This is a genomic window from Paludibaculum fermentans (genome assembly GCF_051172195.1).
Classification (GTDB): Bacteria; Acidobacteriota; Terriglobia; order Bryobacterales; family Bryobacteraceae; genus Paludibaculum; species Paludibaculum fermentans_A.
Window position 1 is genome coordinate 1 of record NZ_JBPJAQ010000023.1, and the last position, 537, is coordinate 537.

A 537-nucleotide genomic window follows, 5' to 3' on the forward strand; every position below is an offset into this window, starting at 1 on the left:
GGAACCACCGTTCAGAACAATGGTGGAAACCTGGTGGTGACGGTGCCTGTCACGATGAAGGCGCCGATGTCCGGGGCGAAGACCATGTTCCAGCGGACGCTGGATGTGCTGAACCGGGATACGGGTACGGTGCAGACGGGGACGTGGACGATCCCATAAGACGGAGTGTATCGGGCAGGTGGTGGCTGAGGCGGGTCAAGGGAGCCTGACCACCACCCTGCTGTTGCTGGAGTCGACGCGAATCAACTCCCGGGCCAATTCCTGAGATACGACGCCCTGCCCGGTGACAATCAGCCGGTATTCTCCGGGGAGCAGGCCGGTCAGCAGAAAGCGTCCGCCGTCGTTGAACACGGAGGCCGACCAGCCCTGTGCTTCCAGGCGCAAGGCCACGTCACCGCGGAGTACACCGGCTGCGTTGCGCACCTCTCCACGCACGCAGAACGCGGGGGCGCTTCGAAGGACGATGGCGAGACCCGCGATTGTGCGGTCCTCCAAGACCCTTACCGGCTGCGGATTGCCCCCTTTCCGGGCGTCGCT

General features: G+C 64.4%; 1 protein-coding gene. It reads right to left on the bottom strand.

Annotation, left to right across the window (positions count from 1 at the left end):
* Positions 1-195: 195 nt before the first annotated feature.
* On the bottom strand, positions 196-537 hold a 342-nt coding region (locus tag ACR9Y2_RS40300), incomplete at its 5' end, for a carboxypeptidase-like regulatory domain-containing protein (protein ID WP_435047590.1).